The organism is Burkholderia guangdongensis, assembly GCF_013403875.1.
Lineage (GTDB): Bacteria > Pseudomonadota > Gammaproteobacteria > Burkholderiales > Burkholderiaceae > Burkholderia > Burkholderia guangdongensis.
Window position 1 is genome coordinate 1 of sequence record NZ_JACBNX010000066.1, and the last position, 380, is coordinate 380.

The 380-nt window shown below is 54.5% G+C and carries 1 rRNA gene; it reads right to left on the reverse strand.

Annotated elements, in window-relative coordinates:
- Positions 1-380 (reverse strand): 16S ribosomal RNA (locus HZI36_RS26710); the annotation flags it as partial.

Sequence of the window (380 nt, forward strand, 5' to 3'; positions counted from 1 at the left end):
TTGGCAACCCTCTGTTCCGACCATTGTATGACGTGTGAAGCCCTACCCATAAGGGCCATGAGGACTTGACGTCATCCCCACCTTCCTCCGGTTTGTCACCGGCAGTCTCCTTAGAGTGCTCTTGCGTAGCAACTAAGGACAAGGGTTGCGCTCGTTGCGGGACTTAACCCAACATCTCACGACACGAGCTGACGACAGCCATGCAGCACCTGTGTATCGGTTCTCTTTCGAGCACCCCCGGATCTCTCCAGGGTTCCGACCATGTCAAGGGTAGGTAAGGTTTTTCGCGTTGCATCGAATTAATCCACATCATCCACCGCTTGTGCGGGTCCCCGTCAATTCCTTTGAGTTTTAATCTTGCGACCGTACTCCCCAGGCGG